16 protein-coding genes are annotated in these 17,414 nt (G+C 74.5%); 9 read left to right on the plus strand and 7 right to left on the minus strand.

Annotated elements, in window-relative coordinates; translation table 11 throughout:
* The first annotated feature begins 97 nt into the window (after nt 1–97).
* The 4 genes from I598_RS12895 to I598_RS12910 all read left to right on the plus strand — a co-directional run bounded on the left by I598_RS12895 (nt 98) and on the right by I598_RS12910 (nt 3,579).
* Nucleotides 98–862: an NUDIX hydrolase gene (locus I598_RS12895; protein WP_068203310.1), complete on the plus strand. Its 765-nt coding sequence runs from the start codon at nt 98–100 to the stop codon at nt 860–862.
* 177 nt (nt 863–1,039) lie between these two features.
* Nucleotides 1,040–2,299: an inorganic phosphate transporter gene (locus tag I598_RS12900; RefSeq protein ID WP_068203311.1), complete on the plus strand. Its 1,260-nt coding sequence runs from the start codon at nt 1,040–1,042 to the stop codon at nt 2,297–2,299.
* On the plus strand, nt 2,296–2,559 hold the full coding sequence (locus I598_RS12905; protein WP_068203312.1) for a hypothetical protein: 264 nt from the start codon (nt 2,296–2,298) through the stop codon (nt 2,557–2,559). The genes I598_RS12900 and I598_RS12905 overlap by 4 nt, the downstream gene beginning before the upstream one ends.
* Nucleotides 2,560–2,826: 267 nt before the next feature.
* Complete coding sequence (locus tag I598_RS12910; RefSeq protein ID WP_068203313.1) at nt 2,827–3,579, plus strand: hypothetical protein; 753 nt, start codon at nt 2,827–2,829, stop codon at nt 3,577–3,579.
* 189 nt (nt 3,580–3,768) lie between these two features.
* Here I598_RS12910 and I598_RS18130 read toward each other — a convergent pair whose 3' ends face one another.
* The 4 genes from I598_RS18130 to I598_RS12925 form a co-directional block, all read right to left on the minus strand.
* Nucleotides 3,769–4,308, minus strand: a complete 540-nt coding sequence (locus I598_RS18130) for a glycoside hydrolase family 3 N-terminal domain-containing protein (protein WP_232314156.1) — start codon at nt 4,306–4,308, stop codon at nt 3,769–3,771.
* Nucleotides 4,248–5,012, minus strand: a complete 765-nt coding sequence (locus I598_RS18135; RefSeq protein ID WP_232314157.1) for a glycoside hydrolase family 3 N-terminal domain-containing protein — start codon at nt 5,010–5,012, stop codon at nt 4,248–4,250. Before I598_RS18135 ends, I598_RS18130 begins: the two co-directional genes overlap by 61 nt.
* Nucleotides 5,009–5,500: an SRPBCC family protein gene (locus I598_RS12920; RefSeq protein WP_068203314.1), complete on the minus strand. Its 492-nt coding sequence runs from the start codon at nt 5,498–5,500 to the stop codon at nt 5,009–5,011. The genes I598_RS18135 and I598_RS12920 overlap by 4 nt, the downstream gene beginning before the upstream one ends.
* A 108-nt stretch (nt 5,501–5,608) precedes the next feature.
* A complete protein-coding gene (locus I598_RS12925) occupies nt 5,609–6,805 on the minus strand; it encodes a threonine aldolase family protein (RefSeq protein ID WP_068203315.1) in 1,197 nt (398 codons plus the stop codon).
* 319 nt (nt 6,806–7,124) lie between these two features.
* On the opposite strand from I598_RS12925, the gene I598_RS12930 reads away from it, so the two are divergent.
* The 4 genes from I598_RS12930 (at nt 7,125) to I598_RS12945 (ending at nt 12,769) form a co-directional block, all read left to right on the plus strand.
* Complete coding sequence (locus I598_RS12930; RefSeq protein ID WP_068205272.1) at nt 7,125–8,147, plus strand: 3-oxoacyl-ACP synthase III; 1,023 nt, start codon at nt 7,125–7,127, stop codon at nt 8,145–8,147.
* Nucleotides 8,144–11,056: an alpha/beta fold hydrolase gene (locus I598_RS12935; protein ID WP_157557234.1), complete on the plus strand. Its 2,913-nt coding sequence runs from the start codon at nt 8,144–8,146 to the stop codon at nt 11,054–11,056. Before I598_RS12930 ends, I598_RS12935 begins: the two co-directional genes overlap by 4 nt.
* Complete coding sequence (locus tag I598_RS12940; protein WP_068203316.1) at nt 11,053–12,054, plus strand: NAD-dependent epimerase/dehydratase family protein; 1,002 nt, start codon at nt 11,053–11,055, stop codon at nt 12,052–12,054. Before I598_RS12935 ends, I598_RS12940 begins: the two co-directional genes overlap by 4 nt.
* 178 nt (nt 12,055–12,232) lie before the next feature.
* The gene (locus I598_RS12945; protein WP_068203317.1) at nt 12,233–12,769 is read left to right on the plus strand and encodes a GNAT family N-acetyltransferase; all 537 of its coding nucleotides are present in this window, start codon (nt 12,233–12,235) and stop codon (nt 12,767–12,769) included.
* Between the two features lie 58 nt (nt 12,770–12,827).
* On the opposite strand, the gene I598_RS12950 is transcribed toward I598_RS12945, so the two are convergent.
* Nucleotides 12,828–14,132 (minus strand): endonuclease/exonuclease/phosphatase family protein, encoded by a 1,305-nt coding sequence (locus I598_RS12950; protein WP_068203318.1) that lies wholly within the window; start codon nt 14,130–14,132, stop codon nt 12,828–12,830.
* Between the two features lie 158 nt (nt 14,133–14,290).
* Entirely contained in the window at nt 14,291–15,397 is a 1,107-nt protein-coding gene (locus I598_RS12955) for a ScyD/ScyE family protein (RefSeq protein WP_068203319.1), read from the minus strand.
* 247 nt (nt 15,398–15,644) lie between these two features.
* Here I598_RS12955 and I598_RS12960 point away from each other — a divergent pair, with 247 nt between their 5' ends.
* Nucleotides 15,645–16,535, plus strand: a complete 891-nt coding sequence (locus tag I598_RS12960; RefSeq protein WP_068203320.1) for a VOC family protein — start codon at nt 15,645–15,647, stop codon at nt 16,533–16,535.
* Between the two features lie 49 nt (nt 16,536–16,584).
* Here the strand turns inward: I598_RS12960 and I598_RS12965 are convergent, their stop codons facing one another.
* Nucleotides 16,585–17,367 (minus strand): class I SAM-dependent methyltransferase, encoded by a 783-nt coding sequence (locus I598_RS12965; protein ID WP_198155696.1) that lies wholly within the window; start codon nt 17,365–17,367, stop codon nt 16,585–16,587.
* Nucleotides 17,368–17,414: the final 47 nt, after the last annotated feature.

Here is a 17,414-nt window from a genome sequence, read left to right on the forward strand (position 1 = left end):
CTTGTTCTCGTCGGGACGACGATTAGTTGCCGTCGAGACGACGATAAGCCTCGCTGCCCTTATCGTCAAGATGACATCAAACGGGTAGGCTGGACGCATGACCGTCGTGCCGCCCACCGCTGCCACGCTGCCCGTCACCGTCGACGTCGTCGCCCTCACCGTCCGCGACGACACCCTCCAGGTGCTCCTCGTCGAGCGCGCGGTCGAGCCGCACCGCGGTGCGCTCGCCCTGCCCGGCGGGTTCGTCCTGCCGGGGGAGGACCTCGTGACCGCCGCCGCGCGCGAGCTCGCCGAGGAGACCGGGGTGACCCCGCCCGGGCACCTCGAGCAGCTGCGCACCTACGGCCCCCTCGGCCGCGACCCCCGCGGGCCCGTGCTGTCCGTGGCGTACCTGCTCGTGGCGCCGCACTTCGGCGTCGTCGAGGCCGGCTCGGACGCCGCGGCCGCCGGCTGGCACCCCGTCGCCGCGGTGCTGCCCGCCGACGGCGAGGGTGCGGGCGCGGCACGGCTCGCCTTCGACCACGCGCGCATCCTCGCCGACGGCGTCGAACGCACGCGCTCCAAGCTCGAGTACTCGGCGCTCGCCACCGCCTTCTGCGCCGACGAGTTCACCGTCACCGACCTGCGCCGCGTCTACGAGGCGGTCTGGGGGGTCCGGCTCGACCCCCGCAACTTCTCCCGGAAGGCCACCGGCACGCCCGGGCTGCTCCGGGAGACCGGGCGCACGACGTCCGGCGGGACCGGCCGGCCCGCCGCGCTGTACCGCGCCGCGCGGCCCGTCGTGCGCGCGGGCGGGCTGGCGGACGCCGCGGCGGACGTCACCGCGCTCCTCAACCCCCCGCTGCTGCGTCCGGCACCGTGACCGCTGCGGGGACCCCGCGGTGACCCTCGGGTGACCCCTGCGGTGACCTGACGGTGTGACGGCGTCGGCGCGAGTCGGGCATGCCGGGCGTGCAAGATGAACAGAAGGTGAACAACGCAGGAATAATGAGGCGTGACCTCGGCAGACGTCTACCTGGGGTTTCCTTCTGGCCCCACCATGGTCAACGTGACCGAGACGCTTCTCCTCGTGCTCGTCGTCGTGACCGCGCTGGCCTTCGACTTCACGAACGGCTTCCACGACACGGGCAACGCCATGGCAACCTCCATCGCGACCCGAGCCCTCAAGCCCAAGACCGCAGTCCTGCTGTCCGCCGTGCTCAACATGGCGGGCGCCTTCCTGTCCCTGGCCGTCGCCGCGACGATCGCCAAGGGACTGGTCGACGCCGGTGCCATCAACCTCGAGGTCGTGTTCGCCGGCCTCGTCGGCGGCATCGTGTGGAACCTGCTGACCTGGCTGCTGGGCCTCCCGTCCAGCTCGTCCCACGCCCTCGTGGGTGGCGTCATCGGCGCCGTCCTGGCCGCCGCCGGCACGTCCGGCGTCATCTGGTCCGGCGTCGTGTCGAAGGTGCTCGCACCCGCGCTGCTGGCACCGGTGATCGCGATCGGCGTCGCCGCCGTCGGCACGTTCCTCGTCGCCCGCCTCACCAAGGGCGTCTCGCAGGACGTCACCAGCCGCGGGTTCCGCTGGGGCCAGGTCGGCTCCGCGTCCCTCGTCTCCCTCGCGCACGGCACCAACGACGCGCAGAAGTCGATGGGCATCATCCTGCTGGCCCTCATCACCGCCGGTGCCGTCCCCGCCGACTCCAGCGTCCCGTTCTGGGTGATCCTGTCCTGCGCCTTCTTCATGGCGCTCGGCACCTACCTCGGCGGCTGGCGGATCATCCGCACCCTCGGCAAGGGCCTCGTCGAGATCGACTCCCGCCAGGGCATGGCCGCCGAGACGTCGTCCGCCGCCGTCATCCTGCTCTCCAGCCACTTCGGCTTCTCCCTGTCGACCACGCACGTCGCCACGGGCTCCATCCTCGGCTCCGGCGTCGGCATGCCCGGCGCCAAGGTCCGCTGGGGCGTCGCGGGCCGCATGCTCGCCGCCTGGGGGCTCACGCTCCCCGCCGCCGGCATCGTCGGCGCGGTCTGCTACTGGATCCAGCACGGCGTCGGCGGGGTGCTCGGCACCCTCATCGTCCTCGCCTTGCTGCTCGGCGTCTCGTTCACCATCTGGACCGCGTCGCGCCGCAAGCCGGTCGACCACAGCAACGTCAACGAGGAGTGGGACGAGACCAAGGGCGCCAAGCTCCAGGTCGAGGTGCCCACCACCGGTGAGGTCGGGGACCCGCAGGTCGGGCCCGTCGTCGACGAGCGCCGCGCCGCCGTCGTCTCCGCCATCGCCGCCGGACCGTCCGAAGGGAACACCAAGTGAGCATCGACTGGAGCGCCCTCGGCCAGGTCGTCGTCGCCGGACTGATCGTCGGCGCCGGCCTGCCCGCCCTGTTCGCCCTCGGGCTGCGACTCGTCGCCGGCACCGGGGAGCACCCCAGCGCCGGCAAGGGAGAGACCACCGGACCGGTCGTCATCGCGCGGCCGTCCCCGCTGCGGATGATCGGCGCGCTGCTGTGCTTCGGCACCGTCGTCGGCGCCGTCGCCGCCGGCATCGTCTTCCTCGCGTCCGGCGGCCACTGACCCTGCGCCCTGCCGCCTGACGCCCCACCGACGACACGCCCGACACGAGACGGGCGTGTCGTCGGCGTTCAGGTACCTCTAAGATCCAGCCGTCAGGTCGCACGCCTCGCCGATGTCGCACGCGCCAGGAGCCGGGCCGACGACGCAGCCCCGTGCTGCGCGTGGGACAGCATCTCCGGTGGGTCGACGACCTTCCCCCGCCCCGCGCGCACCTTCCGGGCCCGCCGTCACGTGGCCGACACGTCCGGTAACTCTGGAAGGAACCACATGCGCTCTCTCGTCCGGCTCGCAGCCACCTCCGTGGCCGCGGCATCGCTCCTGCTCGGCACCCTCGTGGCGCCCGCAGCGGCGGCGACCTCCCCGATCAACGTCACGTCGGTGTCGATCAAGGCCAGCTACGGCGGCCCCGCGATCTCCGCGAAGACGAAGTACTACGAGTTCACCACCAAGGCCTCGGGCAGCGTCTCCCAGGGCTGGGTGGACATCGTCGGCGACGTCTACCGCGGCAGCACCAAGGTCGCCTCGAACATCGAGCTCGGCTACGTCTACTCGGGCGGCAAGGACCTCACGGGGTACGTCCTCGCGAAGAACTCGTGGGGCCGCGGCACGTTCAAGGTCAAGAACGTGCGGGTCGTTCACGACCTCTACAACAACACCGTCAAGACGTACAAGGACACGACCGTCTCCGGCGGGACCTTCTACATCAAGTCCGCCATCAACGGGAACCTCACCAAGTACGGCACGGTCATCCAGGTGAAGACCAGCGGCTCCAAGAAGACCGTCAAGGTCGGCATCAAGCAGTACACGGTGAAGAAGGCCTGGGAGCCCTACAAGGGCAAGAAGGTCAAGATCCAGCAGAAGAAGGGCGGCAAGTGGGTGACCAAGAAGACCGTCAAGCTGAACTCGAAGGGCAAGGCGACGTACAAGCTGACGTCGGCGAAGAAGTACAAGTACCGCGTGCTCGTCCCCGGTTCCAGCACGGTCGTGGGCGGTTACTCGCAGGGCACCCCGAAGCTCTGACGTCGGGCGTCACCCAGCCGGCGGCCCCGGCCGCCGGGTGACAGCCAGCCCCCACCCCACCCCTCCCGTCTCGGCAACGAGCGTGCAGACTTCGCACCTCATGCGTCGTCTTGAGGTGCCGAGCCTGCACGCCCGTTGCCGAGCAGGGGTTGGGGCGGGGGCTCTCGTCGTCCCGTCCGCCGCGACGGTTCAGTCGTCGATCTCCGCCTTCGCGGCCAGGACCCGCCCGACGGCGTCGTCGACGAGGGCGGCGAAGTCCGGGTCGGCCTCGGCGCGCGCCACGAGGGCGTCGGCCATCTCCGGGACCACCGTCGGGTCCGCGGACGCCAGGACGAGGTCGACCCCGGCCGCCACGGCGTCGACCGCCCGATCGCCGGGGGACCGGTCGTCGACGGCGGCAGCGGCCGACACGTCGTCGGTGACGATCACGCCGTCGAACCCGAGGTCGGCACGCAGCAGATCCACGACCGCGGGCGAGAACGTCGCCTGCTCGTCCGGGTCGATCTTCGTGTAGGTCGCGTTGGACAGCATGACGAAGCGCGCCCCCGCGTCGACGCCGGCGCCGAACACCTCGACCGAGCGGGACGCCGGTCCCACGGCGTCGTCGGTGACGCCCTCGGTGGTGTCCGTGTTCTCGGTGACGTGCCCCAGGCCCGGGAAGTGCTTGATCACGGGCTCGACACCGGACGCCTGCATGCCCTCGGAGAACGCCGTGGCGCCGTCCACCACGCTGCGCGCCGTGTTGCCGTAGTTCCGCGAGAAGTAGCCGATCGGCGCGTTCGCCTCCTGGTTCGCGGGGGGACGAGGTCCATCACCGGCGCGAGGTTCAGGTTGATGCCCGCCTCGGCGAGCTCCGTACCCCAGGCGGTCGCCTCCTCGACCAGGCGCGACCGTTCCCACGACGCCTGCTCCGTCGCCCGCGGGATCTCCGAGAACCCCGGGCCGCGCAGCACCTGGACGAGCCCGCCCTCCTGGTCCGTCGCGACCAGCATCGGCGTGCCGTGGGGCGCGAGGTCCGTCGCCGAGCGCACCAGGTCGCGGGTCGCGTCCACGCCCCGCTCGCTGCGGCCGTGCAGGAACACGTTGCCGACCTGGTGGTCCACCAGCGCCGCCCGGGTCGCGTCGCTCACCTCGGCCGCGTCGGCGGGCGTGCCGACCATGAGGATCTGCCCGACCTTGCGCTCCACCGACCAGCCGGCCGGCGGGGCGTCGGCGCCGGGAGCAGGGCCCGGCGAGCCGTCGGGCGTGCCCGACGGCGAAGGGCGCGACGTGCCCGACGGCGAGGGGCTCGACGGCGACGTGCTCGCCGTACCCGGGGTGGCCGACGGCGGGGGTGCCGGCGTGCCGGACGGGCCAGGGGACGGCGACGGCGCCGTGCACGCCGCGAGAAGAGTGGCGGTCACGGCGAGCAGCGCGAGACGCCGACCCCTCACGAGGTCGACGGTGCGTCGTCCGACGTCACGGCCGACGGGGACGCCGCCGACGAGGGCGCCGTGTCCGAGTGGGCGAGCGTCGCGAGCGCACCACGCCAGTTCTGCGCGGCCCGGTCGGCGCGGTCGCGGGTGCTGATGTTCGCCTGCCGCACCTCGATCGCCGTGCCGCCGTCGTCCGCCGTGAGGATGATGCGGATGTCGTGATAGCTCTCCGGGACGTCCGGCAGGTCACCCAGCGGCGAGAAGTGCGTGAAGTGCAGCAGCCGCGCGCGCTCGACCGCGATCACCTCGCCCTTGTCGGCGAACTGCCGGCCGAAGAAGTGGCCCTCGAACGTGATCGGGCTGCCCGGTCGCAGGTCGGACTCGATGTTCGCGCCCAGCATCCAGCGGGCGCCCGGGTGCAGCAGCTCCGCCCACACCCGCTCCGGCGGCTGCGCGACATGGGCCGACGCGGTGGCGGTGAACGTGGCAGATCCCTCGGCGTGCATGGCGCCTCCTCACGGTCGGTCGTCGTCGGGTGCGCCCTTGCGTCCCGTCGGCACGACCGTAACCCCACCGGCGCGGCCGGGCCGAATCCGGGCCGGTGCCGCCGCTGCTCAGGCCGTGGTGCGCACGGCGTCGACGACGGCCTCGACGAACCCGTCCACGGCCTCCGGCGGCGTCGCCCACGCACACATCCACCGCACCTCGACCCGGTCCGGCGACTCGCCCGGCGCCCAGTCGTAGAACCGGGCCCGCTCGCGCAGCCGGTCCGCCGCCGCCCGGGGGAGCGTGGCGAACACGGCGTTGGCCTCGACGGGGCGGCTCACCCGCACCAGGGCGTCGACCGGCGCCGCGGCGTCGGTCAGCACGCCCGCCGCGGCCAGCCCGTCGCGCAGGCGGCCCGCCATCGCGTTCGCGTGCGCGGCCGTGCGCCACCACAGCGGGGCGTCGTCCGCCGTCGTCCCCGCGGACGAGCCGTCGAGCACGGTACCCGGCTCGCCCAGCAGCGCCAGGAGCTGCGCGGACACGAACCGCGACTTCGACGCGAGCTGCATCGTCGCCTTGCGCAGGAACGGCACGGCGTCCGCCGCGCGCCGTCGTACCGCCGCGCCGTCGTAGCCCGACCCCGGGAACGCCGGGGCGTCGTCGGGCCCGAGGACGACGACCGCCTCACCCAGCATGCCGCCGTTCTTCGCCGCGCCGAACGACAGCACGTCCACCCCGACGTCGGTCGTCAGGGCGCGCAGCGAGCAGCCGAGCGACACCGCCGCGTTCGCCAGCCGCGACCCGTCGACGTGCACCGCCATGCCGAGCCGGTGCGCCGTCGTCGCGAGGTCGTGCAGGGCGGCCAGGTCGTAGACGGTGCCCAGCTCCGTGGACTGCGTGAGCGTCAGCACGCCCGGGTGTGCGCGGTGCACGTCATGACGCTGCCCCGCCCACCGCTCGACGTCGGCCGGGGTGATGCGGCCGTCCGTCGACGGGCAGGGCAGCACCTTGAGGCCGCCGACCCGCTCCGGCGCGCCGTTCTCGTCCGTGTTGGCGTGCGCCACGTCCGAGGCGACCACGCCGCCCCACCGCTCCGAGACCGCCATCAGCGACACGACGTTCGCGCCCGTGCCGTTGAGGACGCCGAACGCCCGCGTCCCGGCACCGAAGACCTCCTCGACCCGGGCGCCCAGACGCTCCGTCCACAGGTCGTCGCCGTACGCGACGGCGAACCCGTCGTCCGCCCCCGCCACCGCCGCGAGGACCTCGGGGTGCGTCCCCGCGTAGTTGTCGGAACCGAACGGGGGGAGCGAGGTCTGCGGCACCGGACCAGCGTACGGGCGCCCACGGCCCGCGCCGGCTCGCGCGGACGTGCGCTGACTCGCGCGGATGTGCGCTGACTCGCGCGGATGTGCGCTGACTCGCGCGGATGTGCGCTGACTCGCGCGGATGTGCGCTGACTCGCGAGTCAGCGCGGGGCTGGTGCGACGCAGCGCACACATGGTGGATTGGAACGGCGCGGCCGCGCCGGTCGTCCTACTCTCGATGACGGGTGTCGTCGCGCCCGCCGTGCCGGACACCTGTCGCAGGGGAGCCGGTGAACTGCTGTCGTTCCGGGCGCGCTCCCGGAGGTCTGGAGCTCGAGTGTCAGGGAACGCCACCACCCGGTTCGCCAACGTCTCGCTGCTGTCCGTGGCGAGCCGGCTGCCCGGCCGGGTGCGGACGTCGGCCGACGTCCAGGATCGTCTCGCCCCCGCGCTGCGTCGTCTCGGGCTGCCCCGCACGCTGCTCCAGCGCGTCGCCGGGGTGCACGAGCGTCGCGCCTGGGGACCGGACGAGGACGTCACCACCGCCACCGTCGCCGCGGGGGAGGAGGCGCTGCAGGTCGCGGGCGTCGACCCCAGCGACGTCGGGCTCATCATCAACACGTCGGTGACCCGCAAGCACCTCGAGCCGTCGGTCGCCGTCGGGCTGCACCACGGTCTCGGCCTGCCGAGCTCCGCCGTGAACTTCGACGTCGCCAACGCCTGCCTCGGGTTCATCAACGGCATGAGCATCGCCGCCGGGATGATCGAGTCCGGGCAGATCCGGTACGCGATCGTCGTCGACGGCGAGGACGCCGACGACGTCCAGGACGCCACCGTCGAACGGCTGCTGCACGCCGACGCCGGCCGCGACGACTTCATGGCGGAGTTCGCCACCCTCACCCTCGGTTCCGGCGCGGCCGCGGCCGTGCTGGGTCGTGCCGACGAGCACCCGGACGGCCACCGGATCCTCGGCGGCGTCACCCGTGCCGCGACGCAGCACCACCTGCTGTGCGTCGGCAGCACCGACGGCATGTTCACCGACGCGCAGGCGCTGCTGGAGGGCGGGCTGGAGCTCGTCGTCGACGCCTGGAAGGACGCGGTGGCGGAGTGGGACTGGGCGGCGATGGACCGCTACGTCACGCACCAGGTGTCCAAGGTGCACACCCGCGCGATCACCGAGGCGGTCGGTCTCGACCGTTCGCGGGTGCCCGTCACGTTCCCCACGCTGGGCAACGTCGGCCCGGCGTCGGTGCCCATCACGCTCGCCGCGGAGCAGGAGTCGCTGCGCGCCGGCGACCGGGTGCTTCTCATGGGCGTCGGGTCCGGCATCAACACGGCGATGATGGAGCTGGCCTGGTGACGACGCACGCCGCGAGCCCGGTCCCGCCCGGGCTCCCGGGCCTCGACGTGCGCTTCAGCCACGTCCGCACCGTCCCCGAGGCCCGCCGAGCGTCTCCGGACGTCGCACATCGGGCCCCCGACGACGACCTTCAGAGACGCTCGACGGACGGGACCGGCGACGACGTCGAGTGGCACTACCTCGACAACGGGCCCGTCCTCGCGGCGCACGGCATCGAACCCGTCGGCACGGTGCTCGCCGTGCACGGCAACCCCACGTGGTCGTACCTGTGGAGAAGCCTCGTCGAGCTCACCACCGACAGCGCGGTCGAGGCCGCCGCCGCGGACGGCGAACGTCCCGACGCCGTCCACAGGGCGTGGCGCGTGGTCGCCGTCGACCAGCTCGAGATGGGGCTGTCCGCCCGCACGGGCCGCCGCCGTACCCTGCCCCAGCGCGTCGCCGACCTCGGCGCGTTCACCGACTCCCTCGGCCTCACCGGCCCCGTCGTCACCCTCGGCCACGACTGGGGCGGCGTCGTCTCCCTGGGCTGGGCGGTCGACCACCCGGACCTGCTGGCCGGCGTGACCCTGCTCAACACGGCCGTCCACCAGCCCGCGGGCGTCCCGATCCCCGCGCCCCTGCGCCTCGCGCTCGCCCGCGGCGTCCACCGGCTCGGCACCAGCACCACCGGCGCGTTCCTCGAGACCACGCTCGCGCTCGCCCGGCCCCGCCTCGACCACGACGTCGCCGACGCCTACCGGCTGCCGTACCGCACCGCCGCCGACCGGGCCGGCATCGAGGACTTCGTCGCCGACATCCCCGCGACCCTCGAGCACCCCAGCCGCCCCGAGCTCGACCGCATCGCCGCCGGGGTCGCGCGCCTCGACGTGCCCGCCCTCCTGCTCTGGGGCCCGCACGACCCGATCTTCTCCGACCGCTACCTCGCCGACCTCGTCGGCCGTCTCCCGCACGCCCGCGTGCACCGGTTCTCCGCCGCCGGGCACCTGATCGCGGAGGACGTCGAGTGGGCTCCGCCCGTGGTCGACTGGTTGGGGTCGGTCGCTTCGGTCGTCTCGGTCGGGTCGCCGGTCGGGCCGGACGTCGCGCGCGCGGACGCGTTCACGGGCCCCGGGGGGCCCTCCACTTCGGGACTGACGTCCGCGCGCGCGACGTCCGACCCGACCGACTCGAGTGAGGCCGTCGCGTCGGCAAGATCGTCGGACGGGAGAGCGGAGCCGGGTATGGCCGGTCCGGGGGAGGGCGTCGGCTCAGGCACGACGACGGCCGGTGGGTACCGGCCGATGTGGGCCGGGCTGGACGAGCGGGCGGCGTCGGCGTCGGCGGGGGAGCCGGCGGTGCTCGACCAGTCCGGCACCGGACCGGCGAGCGTGAGCTGGCGGGCGCTGGACCGGCAGGTGCGGCGCATCGCGGCGGGGCTGCACGGCATCGGCGTGCGCCGCGGCGACCGGGTGTCGCTGCTCGTGCAGCCCGGGCCGACGCTCACCGCGCTCGTGTACGCGTGCCTGCGGATCGGTGCGGTCGTCGTCGTCGCGGACGCCGGTCTGGGCGTGAAGGGGCTGACGCGCGCCCAGCGGGGCGCCTGGCCCGGCTACCTGGTCGGGCAGCGGAAGGCGCTCGCGGCGGCGCGAGCGTTCGGCTGGCCGGGGGTGCGGATCTCCGCGGACCCGCTCGAACCCGTGCTGCGGCGCGCGCTGGGCGTCGACCACGAGCTGGTCGACGTCGCGCGGGCCGGCGACGTGCTGGACCTGCCTCCCGAGCCGGGACCGGACGACGAGGCCGCCGTGCTGTTCACGTCCGGCTCGACCGGACCCGCGAAGGGCGTCGTCTACACGCACGCGCGGCTCGCGGCGCTCCGGGACGCCCTGGCCGGGCACTTCGCCGTCGGCCCCGACACCGGGCTGGTCACCGGGTTCGCGCCGTTCGCGCTGCTCGGTCCGGCGCTCGGCACGCGGTCCGTCACGCCCGACATGGACGTGTCCGCGCCGCGCACCCTCACGGCGCGGGCGGTCGCGGACGCCGTCCGGGCGTCCGACGCGCGCATGGTGTTCCTGTCGCCGGCGGCGATCCTGAACGTCGTCGACACGGCGTCCGCGCTGGACGCCGACGACCGCGACGCCCTCGGCCGGGTCGAGACGTTCCTGTCCACCGGGGCGCCGATCAGCGCGGCCATGCTCACGGCAGCGCAGCGGCTCATGCCCGCCGCGAACCCGCACACGCCGTACGGCATGACGGAGTGCCTGCTCGTCTCCGACATCACGCTCGACGGCGTGCGGGCCGCGGCGGACGCCCCGGACGCCGGGGTGTGCGTCGGCCGTCCCGTTGGCGAGGGTCGAGTGCTGATCAGCGCCCTCGACGCCGACGGCGCCGCGACGGGTGCGCCGTCCGACGTGCCCGGCGTGCTCGGCGAGGTGCTCGTCAGCGCCCCGCACCTCAAGGAGCGCTACGACCGGCTCTGGCTGACGGACGTCGCCGCCGAGCGTGACACCCCGGCCGGGCACTGGCACCGCACGGGCGACGTCGGGCACCTCGACGCCGACGGCCGCCTGTGGATCGAGGGGCGGCTCGCGCACGTCCTCGTCACCGCCGACGGGCCGCTCGCCCCCGTGGGACCCGAGCAGGGCGTGGAGCGGGCCGACGGCGTGCGCCGCGCCGCCGTCGTCGGCGTCGGCCCCGCGGGTGTGCAGCAGGCCGTCGCCGTCGTCGAGACCGTCCCGCCCACCCGGCGTCCCGGCCTCGCACCCGACGACGTCGACGCGGCCGTCCGCGCGTCGTCGCCGGTGCCGCTCGCCGCCGTCCTCGCCGTGCCGGTCATGCCCACCGACGTGCGCCACAACTCCAAGATCGACCGTGCGCGCCTCGCCGCCTGGGCGGCCGGGGTCCTCGGCGGCGGCCGGGTGGGGGCACCGTGACCGTGCTGGTGACGGGCGCGTCCGGGCTGCTCGGCGGCGCGGTCGCCCGGGTGCTCGTCGAGCGCGGCGAGGCCGTGCGGACGTTCCAGCGCCGCCCGTCCGGGGTGGTGGGCGCCGAGGACGCCGCCGGGTCGTTGATCGACGCGGCCGCCGTCGCGGACGCGCTGGACGGCGTGACCGGCGTCGTCCACCTCGCGGCGAAGGTGTCCCTCGCGGGGGACCCGGCCGAGTTCGAGGCGGTGAACGTCGGCGGCACCGGCCTGCTGCTGGATGCCGCAGAGCGGGCCGGGGTGTCGCGGTTCGTGCAGGTGTCCTCGCCGTCGGTGGCGCACTCCGGGTCGTCGCTCGTCGGGGTGGGTGCGGAGCCCGCCGACCCCGCCCGCGCCCGAGGCGAGTACGCGCGCACCAAGGCGGCGTCCGAGGTGCTGGCGCTCGCCCGCGACCGCGGGCCGTCGTCCTCCGACGGCGGTCGCGGGTTCTCCGTCGTCGCCGTGCGGCCGCACATCGTGTGGGGGCCGGGGGACACCCAGCTCGTGGAACGGGTGCTGGACCGGGCGGCGTCGGGCCGCCTGCCGCTCCTCGGCCAGGGTGCCGCCCTCATCGACACCACCTACCTCGACAACGCCGCCACCGGCATCGCCGCCGCCCTCGACCGCGCCGACGACGTCCACGGCCGCGCCTACGTGATCACCAACGGCGAGCCCCGCACCGTGGCCGACCTGTTGGCCGGCATCTGCCGCGCCGGCGGTGTCGAACCGCCCCGGTGGCGGGTCCCCGCCGGGCTGGCACGTGCGGCCGGGGGAGCGGTCGAGGCGCTGTGGAGCGTGCGTCCCGGCGCCGACGAACCCCCGATGACGCGGTTCCTCGCCGAACAGCTGTCCACAGCCCACTGGTTCGACCAGCGCGCCACCCGCGCCGACCTGCACTGGCGGCCCGCCGTCAGCGTCGACGAGGGCTTCCGGCGGCTCGCCGCCCACTACGGCGGCACCGCCCGCTGACGCCCAGGGTGCCCAGGTCCGCCGAGCGTCTCTGAACGTCGGCCATCAGCGGCCGACTCGCGACATCCAGAGACGCTCGGCGACAGGTGGCGTGGCGGCCGGGTGGCCAGCGGCCCAGGCGGCCGCGTCGCCGCGGAATTCCCGTGCACGCGCGCCGGCCGATCGGCAGACTCTCCCGATGACGCTCATCCTGCGACCGCCCACCGTCGACGACGAGCCCGCACTGCGCCGCCTGCACGTCGAGCTCGCCGCGGAGGGGTTCACGTTCCTCCTGGCGGACGGCACGTGGGACGAGATGCTGGCGACGTTCCGGCGCGAGGCCTCGGGCGCGGACCTGCCGCCGGGCCGGGTGCGTGCCGACTTCCTCGTGGCGGAGGTGGACGGCGTCCCCGTCGGCCGGGTGTCGGTCCGGCACGCGCTGAACGACTACCTGCGTGAGGTCGGCGGGCACGTCGGGTACGCCGTCGGGCGGGACCACCGGGGACGCGGGTACGCCACCGAGATGCTCCGGCGTTCCGTCGAACGGCTCGCCGGGCTGGGTGTCGAGCGGGTCCTGGTGACCTGCGACGACGACAACGCCGCCTCGGCCGCCGTCATCGAGCGGTGCGGCGGCGTGCTGGACGACGTGCGCGTCGTCGGCGACGGTGCCCCGAAGCGGCGCTACTGGATCGACACCGCGCACATCGACACGAGCAGCGCCGCCGGGCGTCTCTGAACGTCGGCCGTCAGCGGCTGACCCGCGACATCCAGAGACGCTCGACGGCAGGGTGGGGTCAGACGCGCACGTCCACCCACACCAGGCGGTGGTCGCTGGAGGGGAACGGGTAGACGCCGGTCAGGCGGGACAGCGGGTCGGCGAGCGTCGGCCAGAACACGCCCGCGTCCCGCACCCGCAGGTCGCGGGACGGCAGCACGTAGTCGGCCCGCAGGTTGCCCGGCGTGGTGTCCGCGAAGTCCGCGGTGTCGAGCGCCGGGTCACCGGTGTGCGCCGCGTTCGCGCCGCCCTGCACCGCGGCGGCCTCGACCGCACCGGCCGACGTCGGCGCCGGGTCCTGGATCCGCCGGTGCTCCAGGAGCTGGTCGATCGCCACGTCGTACGAGTCGCCGTCCGCCGGGTCCGCGTTCTGGTCGCCGACGACGACGAAGCTCGCGCCGCGCTCCAGGCCGCCGCGCCCGCCGTCGTCGTCGTACACGTAGCGGGCCGTCCGCCCGCCCGTCACGTAGTCCGCCCAGAAGCGGATCTCGTCGTGGTTGCGGCGGCCGTTGCGGTCCTCCGGGCCGTCGAACGTCGGCGGCGTCGGGTGCGACGCCAGCACGTGCACCGTCTCGCGGCCCACCTTCACCGGCACGTCCCAGTGCGACTTGCTCGACAGCCGCACCACGTCCAGCTCGTCCTCGGTGAACCAGTCGTCGGGGGCCGGCGTCGACGGGTCGTCCGGGAGCAGCGCTCCCGGCATGTCCTTCCACAGGAAGTCCTGGAACGTGCGCACCTCACGCGTGTCGATCGGGTACTTCGACAGCACCGCCATCCCGTACTGCCCCTCGAACAGCCCGAACCCGAACGCGTCGTCGCCGCCGCCCACCGTGCCGTCGTTGTTGAGGTCGAACCCGCTCGCCACGCCCGTGTTCGACGGCGCGCTGTACGCGTACCGGTAGCGCACCGGGTCGGCACCACCCTGGCCGACCTCCAGGTAGTTCTCCCGGAACAGGTCCACCGCCAGGCCCTCGGCATCGAAGTCGAACTCGTTGAGGAGCACCACGTCCGGGTCCGCCCGCTGGATCACCTCGGCGACCGTGCGCGCCTGCACGTCGTCGGGCGTCGACAGGTCCGCGACCAGCTCGCCCTCGGTCGCCCGGTTCAGCGACAGGTTGTACGTCGCCACCCGCAGCGTGCGGTCCTTGCCCTGACCGTGGCCGTGGCCGGGCGAGCCGTGGCCCGGGTGGTGCCCGCCATGACCGTGCGAGCCACGGTCCCGGGCGTCGTCGCGGCCGTGGGCGCTCGCGGCCGGCGGGACCAGCGTGCCGGACAGGGCCACGGCCAGCGCCGTGGCGGTGAGGAGGAGGCGTCGTCGCGTCATGCGGTCACGCTAGGCGCCGGGCGTGACATCGGCATCAACGGGCGGTGAACTCCGTCGTCCGGCACGACGGGCGCCGGGATCCGACGACGAGGGGAGACGCACCTCGGGGACCGGGGACCGTCCGGTCCCGGTCCCCGAGGCGTTCGACGGTGCGACCGTCAGTGGTGCCGGTGGCCGCCCAGCGAGTACCGCACGAGCTGGCCGTCCGGCGGTGCTCCCTCACCCGGCAGGACGTTCACCGTGGCGAGCAGGCCCTTGCCGTCGAGCTCCAGCGCGCCCGGCAGCGGGACCGACACGAACGTCGAGTCGTGGTGCCGGCCCGTCTTCGAGATCTCGCCGCCGAAGAGCTGCGCGACGTAGATCGTCCCGGAGCGGTCGACCGCGATCCCGGTGGGGGAGAGCAGGTCGTCGACGACGGTGCGCGACCGGCCCGACCACGGCGAGACGACGACGACGGAGCCGCGGGCCCCGAGCGAGTCGTCCTCCGGGCCGCCCGGCAGCAGGGAGACGTAGAGCAGGCCGGACGGCCCCACCTCGACGTCGGTGGGCACCGGCTCGAACCAGTACTTGTATCCGGCGGCGCAGGCCGGCAGCCCCAGGCCCGCGAGGGCCTCGGCGGTGACCTTGACGGGCTGCGCGGGCAGGACCGCGACCGTGCGGACCTTGCCGCGGCGGTCGACGGACAGGATGGTGTTGCCCGCCGCGTCGGCGACGTACGTGGTGCTGCGGTGCGTGGCGGTCGCGTAGGGGTGGGACTCCACGATGCCGGTGTACTTCGCCGGGAAGTCCTCCGGGAACTGCGCGGCGCAGGAGCGCGGCAGGGTGCGGAAGCCGTAGAGCGCCTTCGCGTCGGGGTTCTTCGTCGCCTCGTAGGCGCCGAGGTCCGCGACCGTGCGGGCCGTGCCCAGCGGGGCGCCCCTGCGATCGACGCGGATCTTCTTGAGGACGGTCGCCGGGCCGGTCTCGGCGAACGTGACGACGCCGTCGTCGTAGCTGAGGGCGCCGACCTCCTCCCCGCCGGCCGAGGTGTGGACGACGCCGACCGTGCCGTCCCTGGCGACGGAGCTGAGCATCCCGCCGAAGTTCTGGCTGACGAACGTGGTGCCCTTCGGGCCCACGGCGAGGCTGAGCGGGGTGAGCAGGCCGGCCGCGATCGTCTCCGACGACGGCGGGCGGGGGTCTCTCGACCCGTGGGCCGTCGCGGGGGTGACGGCGAGGACGAGCGCGGCGGTCGTGGCCGCGAGGACGGACAGGGGACGTCTCATGGGGTGCACTCCTGGGTGCGCAGGACAAAGGGGGAAGCTTCGCGGCCGAAGGCGGCGCGGTGGCGCTCGACGCTGACGCGGGTGCGCGGGACGGCCAGGGGCCGGGGCGGGTGCGCGTCCACCTCGACGCGCCACTCCTGTCGAGTGTCGGCCCGCCCCCGGTGATACACCAGCGCATTCCCGGGTGATTCCCGGGGCACCTGTCGGTGCCCCGGGGCACGATGGCAGGACCGACCTGGAGGACGACATGAGCGCACCGAGCGGCATCCCGGCACGGACCTATCCGCAGGGCGTGCCCTGCTGGATCGACCTGGAGGTGGACGACGTCGACGCCGCCCTCGCGTTCTACGGCGCGCTGTGCGGGTGGCGGTTCACCGAGAAGCTGCCGCCGGGGGCGCCCGGACGGTACGCCGTCGCGTCGTGGGACGGCACCGACGCGACCGCGATCGCCGCGATCGCCTCGCCGTCGGCGTCCGGTGCGTCCCGTTCCACGTGGAACACGTACCTCGCGGTCGACGACGCGGCCGCGTCGGCGGCCCGGGTCCTCGGGCTGGGCGGGACCCTCGACAGCGTCGTCGAGGTGGTCGGCCCTCCGGAGGCGCCCGCAGGCCACCTGGTCCGGTTCCGCGACCCGCAGGGCGTGCCGTCCCGGCTGTGGCAGGCGGGCACCCGGCTCGGCGCGCAGCGCGTCAACGAGCCCGGCACCTGGAACTTCAGCAACCTGCTCACCGACGACCAGGACGCGGCGCTGGCCTTCTACGGGCCGCTGCTGGGCTGGACGGTCGGCGAGCTCGGGTACGGGATGGTGCGCGTCGAGGGGTACGGCGCCCACCTCGCGGCGACCGTCGACCCGGGCATCCTCGACCGGCAGGAGCACGTGCCGGCCGGCTTCGCGGACGTCGTCGCGGGGATCGGGCCGGCCGAGGGGGCGCCCCGCTGGGCCCTGGTGCTCGCCGTCGCCGACCGGGACGCCGCCGCGGCGACCGCCGTCGACGCCGGAGCCACCCTGCTCGCCACCGACGACACCGAGTGGACCCGGGAGGCCACGATCCGGGACCCGTGCGGCGCCGAGCTGGTGCTGTCCCAGTTCGACCCGCCCGAGGAATACCTCGCCGCGGAGGCGGCCGCGGAGGGCTGACGGCCGGCGCCGAAGATGGGCCCGGGCGGCCGGTGCCGCGCGCGTGCCGTCAGGCGCGGCGCGCCTGCACGAACACCACCTCGTCGCCGAGCAGCGGCATCCGCCCGACGGCGCGGGCGTCCGTCAGGCCCGCACCGGCCAGCAGCCGCTCGATCCCGCCGTCCGCGTTGTCGGCGTCGTGGGTGCGGCTGCCCGGGCCGTGCCCCGGCTGACGTCCGCCCGGGCGGTGCCGGTGCGCGCCGTCGTCGTGCGCGTGGGGTCCGCCGGGCTCCGCGTGCGAGGAGCGGGCGTCCGGCCCGTCGTGCGCGGCGTCGCCGTGCCCGTGGTGGTGGGCCGACCCGTGGTCGCCCGCGAAGTCGGCGATCGTCACGGTTCCGCCGGGGCCCAGCACGCGGGCGATCTCGCCCGCGAGCAGCACCTTCTCCGCGAGCGGCACGTGGTGCAGCGCCAAGGACGACACGACGTGGTCCTGGCTCCCGTCCGCCACGGGCAGCCGGTGGGCGAACCCGCGCACCAGCGTCACCTCCGCCGGGCGGCGCCGGAGCTTGCCCGCGGCGCGGCGCAGCGAGTCGCCGTCCGGGTCCAGGCCGGTCACGACGGCGTCGGGCGCCGTGCGCAGGATCTCGCGCGTCAGGTTCCCGGTGCCGCAGCCGACGTCGAGCACGTGCTCACCGGGCCGGACCCCGGCCACCACTGCCGTGCGGCGGTACAGGCGACCGAGCCCCCGGAAGCGAGCCACGACGTCGTACCAGGGCATCAGCCACCCCCGGGACATGCCCGGCAGGAACGGGTGGTCCGACTCGTCCGGGCGGACGTCGTCGAGCAGGGTCACGGGCACGAGCAGCCTCCACAGGGACGAAGTCCTCCCATGGTGCCCCC

The sequence above is a fragment of the Isoptericola dokdonensis DS-3 genome (assembly GCF_001636295.1).
Classification (GTDB): domain Bacteria; phylum Actinomycetota; class Actinomycetes; order Actinomycetales; family Cellulomonadaceae; genus Isoptericola; species Isoptericola dokdonensis.

Coding starts and splice junctions, on each gene's coding strand:
- I598_RS12895 (WP_068203310.1), top strand. CDS start 98: ATGACCGTCGTGCCGCCCACCGCTGCCACGCTGCCCGTCACCGTCGAC.
- I598_RS12900 (WP_068203311.1), top strand. CDS start 1,040: ATGGTCAACGTGACCGAGACGCTTCTCCTCGTGCTCGTCGTCGTGACC.
- I598_RS12910 (WP_068203313.1), top strand. CDS start 2,827: ATGCGCTCTCTCGTCCGGCTCGCAGCCACCTCCGTGGCCGCGGCATCG.
- I598_RS12920 (WP_068203314.1), bottom strand. CDS start 5,500: ATGCACGCCGAGGGATCTGCCACGTTCACCGCCACCGCGTCGGCCCAT.
- I598_RS12945 (WP_068203317.1), top strand. CDS start 12,233: ATGACGCTCATCCTGCGACCGCCCACCGTCGACGACGAGCCCGCACTG.
- I598_RS12950 (WP_068203318.1), bottom strand. CDS start 14,132: ATGACGCGACGACGCCTCCTCCTCACCGCCACGGCGCTGGCCGTGGCC.
- I598_RS12955 (WP_068203319.1), bottom strand. CDS start 15,397: ATGAGACGTCCCCTGTCCGTCCTCGCGGCCACGACCGCCGCGCTCGTC.
- I598_RS12960 (WP_068203320.1), top strand. CDS start 15,645: ATGAGCGCACCGAGCGGCATCCCGGCACGGACCTATCCGCAGGGCGTG.